The organism is Mesorhizobium sp. WSM4871 (assembly GCF_055811295.1).
The window spans coordinates 1-5,597 of sequence record NZ_JBVVPU010000038.1 but is presented as its reverse complement, the minus strand read 5'-3'; the positions used below and the strand labels follow the sequence as shown (position 1 = coordinate 5,597).

The window sequence follows — 5,597 nt, the reverse complement described above, 5'->3', positions numbered from 1 at the left end:
CGCATGCCCGATCGTCGCACATGCGAAGACCGATGGGAATCCAATATTGGACTCTTTTGTCTCGATCAATCCACTAGGTTGCCGGGCGCTGCTCGAATGGCGTTGGCGGAGTTGGTCGAACAGATCGAAGCGGTATCAGAACGTATTGAGAGGTGGATAGGGAGATTCTCGCGACAGTGAGAAAAGATGTAGAAGTTTGCACTTGATCGGACAGTTAGCGTCTGAGAGTGGTCCGTTTTGCCTGTCCGATGGGATCAGACAGCGATCATTTTCTCTTTCGCCAGCGGGGCCGTGTCAAGGGGGCGTGTCAAGGAAGGTCTGCATCGGCGTCTTGCCGAAGCACCAGCGGCCCTGATGTGGGCGCTCCTCATTGTAACTTCTGACCCATTCGTTCAAATCGGCCTGCAGTTCCTCTATCGAGCCATAGATCTTCTTCCTGAAGGCGACCCGGTAGAACTCGTCCAGCACCGTTGTGGAAGCGTTCAACGACTCCATTATCCGGTATGTGACCTGCGGTGCCTATTCGTCCTGCTGTTTCTTTGTTTGGAACGGCCTTATGGTGAGCCCATCCGGGACGTGGGGCACCGGGAGCACGAAAGTGCGGGCAGGCCGTCTTTAGACCGTGGGCTGAGAGCCCGAGCTCGTTACATGGCCGCCCCCCGCGACTTTCCCGGATGCGCTGCGAGCGCGGATCAGTAGATGTCGTGTTGCCCGCCAGTTCCCGTTCTTTGACCGAGCCAGAAAGGAGGCAACAGGCATGTGCATCATCGGACTGGATATCCACCGCGCTTTCGCCGAGGCGTGGCATGGGAGGACGGCAGGCTCAGGCAGCTGGGCCGTGTCGACATGCGGCGCGACCTGCTGGAGGCGTTTGCCGCAAAGCTGGCGCCGAGCGACATTGTGGTGATCGAGGCTACCGGCAACGCGTCCTCTGCCGCCGCGGTTGTCGCGCTGCACGTGAAGAAAGTCGTGATCGCAAACCCGAAGCAGGTGCGCATCATCGCCTATGCCAAGATCAAGACGGACACGATCGATGCCGGCGTTCTGGCGCAGCTCTATGCCAGCGGCTTCCTGCCAGAAGTCTGGATTCCGGACGAGCCAACACAGGCGTTGCGCCGGCAGGTGACGCGGCGCCAAAGGCCGGTCGTGGTTGGGCGAGCAGATCGTGCCAGAAGACGAGCGCCTCGCGATCGATCGGCATCTGCGCGAGTTCGACCGGTTGGGCGACGACCTCCAGGTTATCGAGCGCGATCTTGCCCGCTCGGCGTTCGATGATGAAGGCGTGAAGCGGCTGATGACCATTCCCGGCGTCGACATGACGGTCGCGCTGGCAATGAAGGCCGCGATCGGCGACGTGTCACGCTTCGTGGCGTGCGGTTGGCCAACAGCTTCCTGCGCGTCAGTTCCTGCAGCGCCAGTTCGCCGCCGGTCTCGTAAAGCTCCTTGAAGCGGCAGAAGCTGTCGCGCGAATAGTCCATCATCTTGCAGGCCTGGCTGACATTGCCGAGCTGTTTGGCCAGCTCCAGCAGCCCCACCTTGGCGCGGATGATCTTTTGGTCCTTGGTCATGTTAGTGTCCTTTCAAACGCCGAGGCCGGGCCCGCGCCCGGCCTCGGCTCAAGCTCAACCTAGGACACCGTCTGTCAGATAAAGTTAAAGCTTTTACAGAAAAGACGACAGCGCTCGCCGCCTGACGGCAATCCCCGGTGTAGGTCCGATCATTGCAGCCACCGTTCGTGCGGCAGTACCCGATCCTGCCGGTTTCCGACCCACCGGCAACTTGAAATCACCTTGCCGCCTCGCTCGATGGCTACAACTTCGCCAGGCGGCTCAAGACCCTTCATGGCCTTACACCTTACGAAGCTATTGCACGGCATGGGCCAAACAGCCAGATCGCTTCCGGATCGATCCGGTCCACTTGACCTCGGGACTGAACACCTAGACGAAGAAATAAAGGTTCGCATGCGCGTGAACGTCGTCAGCACTCACGTTGGAGAGCGTGATCGTATTACCCGCTTCGAGTTCAACGACCGTGTCCTGGCCAACCTGATGGGCGCGACCGGCAAGTTCTTCGACGGTGGGATAAGCGCCATTAGTCATAGCTCCATTGATCCGCAGCATGTCGTGCCCCGCCTCGAAGTCCCACACGATATCGTTGCCGCTCTGGGCTTCGAAGACAAACTTGTCGCTGCCCCCACCGCCCAACAGATGATCGTCACCCCTGCCACCGTCGAGCAAGTCATTGCCCCCGTCGCCGTACAGATAGTCATTGTTGAACCCCCCGTACAGCTGATCGTCGCCCCCGTCACCATGGACGCTGTCATTGCCCTCCTCGCCGAACAAAATATCGCGGCCGTCACCGCCCCGCACATAATCGTTGCCTCCACCGGCTTTCACGAAATCGGTGCCGTCGCCACCGAGGAACACGTCGGCCTCGGGGCTGCCCTGCACCCAGTCGCGCGGCCTGTGCAGATCGTCCCTGTTCTGGCTGTCGAGGATCAGGTCCCCATAGGGCGTCCCATCGCAAACGTGATCGTTGAATTCTCTGCTACTGACTAGTGCCATGTGTCTTTCTCCTGTGTTGTGTCTTGGCGGGGTGGAAGGGATCGCACTCTACTGCTCGCGGAATGCGCGACTGATTTGGTCGGCCAGCGGCTTCACAAGATAGGAAAGCGCCGTACGCTCCCCCGTCTGGACCATCGCTTCGGCCGGCATGCCGGGCACGAGCGTCAGGTCCTTGAGTTTCGTCAGTTCCGCATGCGGGATTGAGAGACTCACCAGGTAATAGGAACTGCCGCTTTTTTCGTCCGTCACCAGATCGGCTGCGATCCGGCTTACATATCCATTCAATTCGGGCGTGGTTCTCCGATTGAAGGCTGACATCCGCAGCACAGCCTTGTGAAGGAGCTGGATTTGGTCGATGTCCTTCGGGTTGATCCGCACTTCTAGCGTCAGATCGTCGCCTTCGGGCACAATTAGCATGATCGGATCGGCGGGCGCGATCACTCCGCCGACCGTATGAACTGCGAGTTGTTGAACGATGCCTGACTGAGGCGCGACAATATCGATTCGTCGCAGTTCGTCTTCAGCCGCCACCTTGCGCTCAACATATTCCCCTATCTGCGCCTGAACCTCTCTGAGCTCTTGGCCGACTTCCGTCTTGAGATCCTGATCGACCTGCAGGATCTGCAGGCGCGTTTCAGTTATGCGGCCTGCCGTCTGTGCCTGATAGGCAATCTTCTCACCGCGTTCGCCGCCGAAAGTGGCAACCTGCGTCTTTAGGCTATTCAAGCGTTGGTCCGAGACAATGCCTTGTTCGCGCAGCCCAGTGAGGGCAGCAATTTCCTTTTGGAGAATCTCGATGCCTTTCTCGTAGGCAATTTCCTGCTCCTTGCCCCCCTCGATCTCGTGCTGATATTGAGCAATGCGCTCGGCTAGCTGGGCCTGTTTTCCTTCGCGGGATTGTCTACGAAATTCGAACAGCCGCGTTTCGTTATGTATTGCCGCACCATCTCCGCGAGCGAGCAGCCAGTGGGGGAAGGCGATCTCCGCCAGATCGTCACGCTCAGCTTCCAGTCGTGCCAACCGGGCGGCCAGCTCATCGAGCCGCTTGGTGACGACGGCGAGATTGACGCGCGTCTTGGTGGCATCGAGCCGGATGACGACGTCGCCGGCTTTCACTCTATCACCTTCGCGCACTAGGATTTCTGCCACGACCCCGCCGGTTGGGTGCTGCACCTTCTTCACATGGGAATCGACAACAAAGTGTCCGGATGCGACAACTGCACCGGAAAGATTCGTGACGGCCGCCCAGGCTCCGGCTCCGCCGACAACGATCACGCTGGCCACAAGGCCCACTAACAGGTGATGGCGAATGGAGCTGGAAACGTCATTGCTCTGATAAATGCCGGACATCGGGGCCACCATATCAGCACTCGCCTTTCATCGTGTGAGGACTTGGTGCGCCTTGACGCATGCCTGGTGCCGTCGCTGGCCCTTTCAGGACCTTGGACAGCGCTTCATCACGCGGACCGAAGGCCCTCTGCCGCCCACCGTCCATAGTCAACACGTAATCCACTGCACGCAGGGCGCTCCGCCGATGGGCGACGACAACCGCAATTCCCTTCCGCTCGCGCACGGAGGCGATCGCCTCAATGACAGCGGCCTCGCCTTCCGCATCGAGATTGGCATTAGGTTCATCGAGCACGACAAGGAAAGGGTCGCGGTAGAGAGCACGGGCAAGACCGATGCGCTGACGCTGCCCGGCGGAAAGTGCTGATCCGGCCTCACCGATCGGAGTTTCGTAACCGTACTCAAATCGGAGGATGAGCTCGTGGGTCCCTGCGGCCTTTGCCGCGGCGACAATAGCCTCAGGATCAGGACTGTCTTCAAAACGAGCGATGTTTTCGGCAATGGTGCCGTCGAACAGTTCAACGCCTTGCGGCAGATATCCGATATGACGGCCTAGTGCTTCCCGATCCCATTGATCGAGGCTTGCCCCGTCGATGCGAACCTTTCCGGCGGCCGGCGGCCATGCGCCGACAATAGCACGTGAGAGCGTCGACTTGCCGGAACCCGATGCGCCGATGACGCCCAGTGCGCTTCCAGCCTGAACGGCAAACGCAAGGCCGGTCACACTCGGCGTGCTTTCGCCGGGGGGAACGATTGTCACGCCCTCGACGCGCAGTTCGCGTTCAGGTGCAGGCATAGGCATGACAGGAGCACTTTCAGGGATCTTTGCCAGGAGGTCCTCCAGCCGCGCCCAACTCTGGCGCGCCATGAGGAAGGACTTCCAGCTTGCAGTGGCCAGCTCGACCGGAGCCAGCGCACGCCCCATCATGATCGAGCTGGCAATCATGACCCCGCCCGTAGCCTCCTGCCTGATGACAAGGTACGCTCCCAGGGCAAGGATGGCCGATTGCAGCATGACGCGCAGCGAACTTGAAATGCGGCCGAGCCCACCTGCCACGTCCCCGGCTTTCCGGTTGGCGGCCAGATACTTGCCATTGGCTTGGTGCCATCGGGCAGCGATTCGGTTTCCGAGACCGAGAGCCTGCACGACCTCGGCGTTGCGGCGTGCAGCTTCCAAAAGACCATGACGTACTATGTTGTGGGCTGTTGTATCGCGTATCGGGCGTTGGGAAAGAGCATTGGTAAGAAATGTCATAGATATCAGAACGACCGCTCCGACAGTCACCGTCATGCCGATCCAGAAATGAAACAGGAAGCAAATGCCAAGATAAAGCGGAGTCCATGGCAGATCAAAAAAGGCTGTCGGACCTTTTCCACCTAGGAATCCGCGAACATTGTCGAGATCGCGAAGCGGCTGCAAGCCGTCGCCCGGCATGCGCGTTGAAAGCGGAAGCAGAACGATAGCATCGTGAACGCGTCCGGAAAACTGTCGATCGAAACGCTCACCGATCCGCAGCAGCACGCGGGCGCGCAGAATTTCGAGCAGGCATTGGAACGCATAAAGCCCGGCAGCAAGCACGGCGAGCCCCACCAGCGTCGGTACGCTGCCACTTGCCAGAACGCGGTCATAGACCTGCAGCATGAACAGCGGCGAGGTCAGCGCAAGCACATTGACCACGCCGCTTA

General features: G+C 59.7%; 4 protein-coding genes and 5 pseudogenes. 4 read left to right on the top strand and 5 right to left on the bottom strand.

Going from position 1 to position 5,597, the window contains the following annotated elements:
• Nucleotides 1-254: 254 nt before the first annotated feature.
• Nucleotides 255-496 (bottom strand): annotated as a pseudogene (locus AC0L2H_RS32285) (integrase core domain-containing protein); the annotation flags it as partial.
• Between the two features lie 261 nt (nt 497-757).
• Between AC0L2H_RS32285 and AC0L2H_RS32280 the strand changes: the two are divergent.
• Both AC0L2H_RS32280 and AC0L2H_RS32275 read left to right on the top strand, forming a co-directional pair.
• Nucleotides 758-1,134 (top strand): annotated as a pseudogene (locus tag AC0L2H_RS32280) (IS110 family transposase); the annotation flags it as partial.
• Nucleotides 1,135-1,150: 16 nt separating this feature from the next.
• On the top strand, nt 1,151-1,447 hold the full coding sequence (locus AC0L2H_RS32275) for a transposase (protein ID WP_473593662.1): 297 nt from the start codon (nt 1,151-1,153) through the stop codon (nt 1,445-1,447).
• Here the strand turns inward: AC0L2H_RS32275 and AC0L2H_RS32270 are convergent.
• A pseudogene (locus AC0L2H_RS32270) lies at nt 1,359-1,568 on the bottom strand (helix-turn-helix domain-containing protein); the annotation flags it as partial. The gene AC0L2H_RS32275 and the pseudogene AC0L2H_RS32270 overlap by 89 nt on opposite strands.
• 97 nt (nt 1,569-1,665) lie before the next feature.
• On the opposite strand from AC0L2H_RS32270, the pseudogene AC0L2H_RS32265 reads away from it, so the two are divergent.
• Nucleotides 1,666-1,767: pseudogene (locus AC0L2H_RS32265) on the top strand (transposase); the annotation flags it as partial.
• Between the two features lie 19 nt (nt 1,768-1,786).
• A pseudogene (locus AC0L2H_RS32260) lies at nt 1,787-1,941 on the top strand (IS481 family transposase); the annotation flags it as partial.
• Here AC0L2H_RS32260 and AC0L2H_RS32255 read toward each other — a convergent pair.
• The 3 genes from AC0L2H_RS32255 to AC0L2H_RS32245 form a co-directional block, all read right to left on the bottom strand.
• The gene (locus tag AC0L2H_RS32255) at nt 1,938-2,564 is read right to left on the bottom strand and encodes a calcium-binding protein (RefSeq protein ID WP_019863231.1); all 627 of its coding nucleotides are present in this window, start codon (nt 2,562-2,564) and stop codon (nt 1,938-1,940) included. The pseudogene AC0L2H_RS32260 and the gene AC0L2H_RS32255 overlap by 4 nt on opposite strands.
• A 48-nt stretch (nt 2,565-2,612) precedes the next feature.
• Nucleotides 2,613-3,914 carry an HlyD family type I secretion periplasmic adaptor subunit gene (locus AC0L2H_RS32250; protein ID WP_064982388.1) on the bottom strand — a complete coding sequence of 434 codons (1,302 nt, stop codon included), beginning with the start codon at nt 3,912-3,914 and terminating at the stop codon, nt 2,613-2,615.
• A gap of 13 nt (nt 3,915-3,927) precedes the next feature.
• Nucleotides 3,928-5,597: type I secretion system permease/ATPase (locus AC0L2H_RS32245; protein WP_473593661.1), on the bottom strand; the 1,670-nt coding region annotated here is incomplete at its 5' end.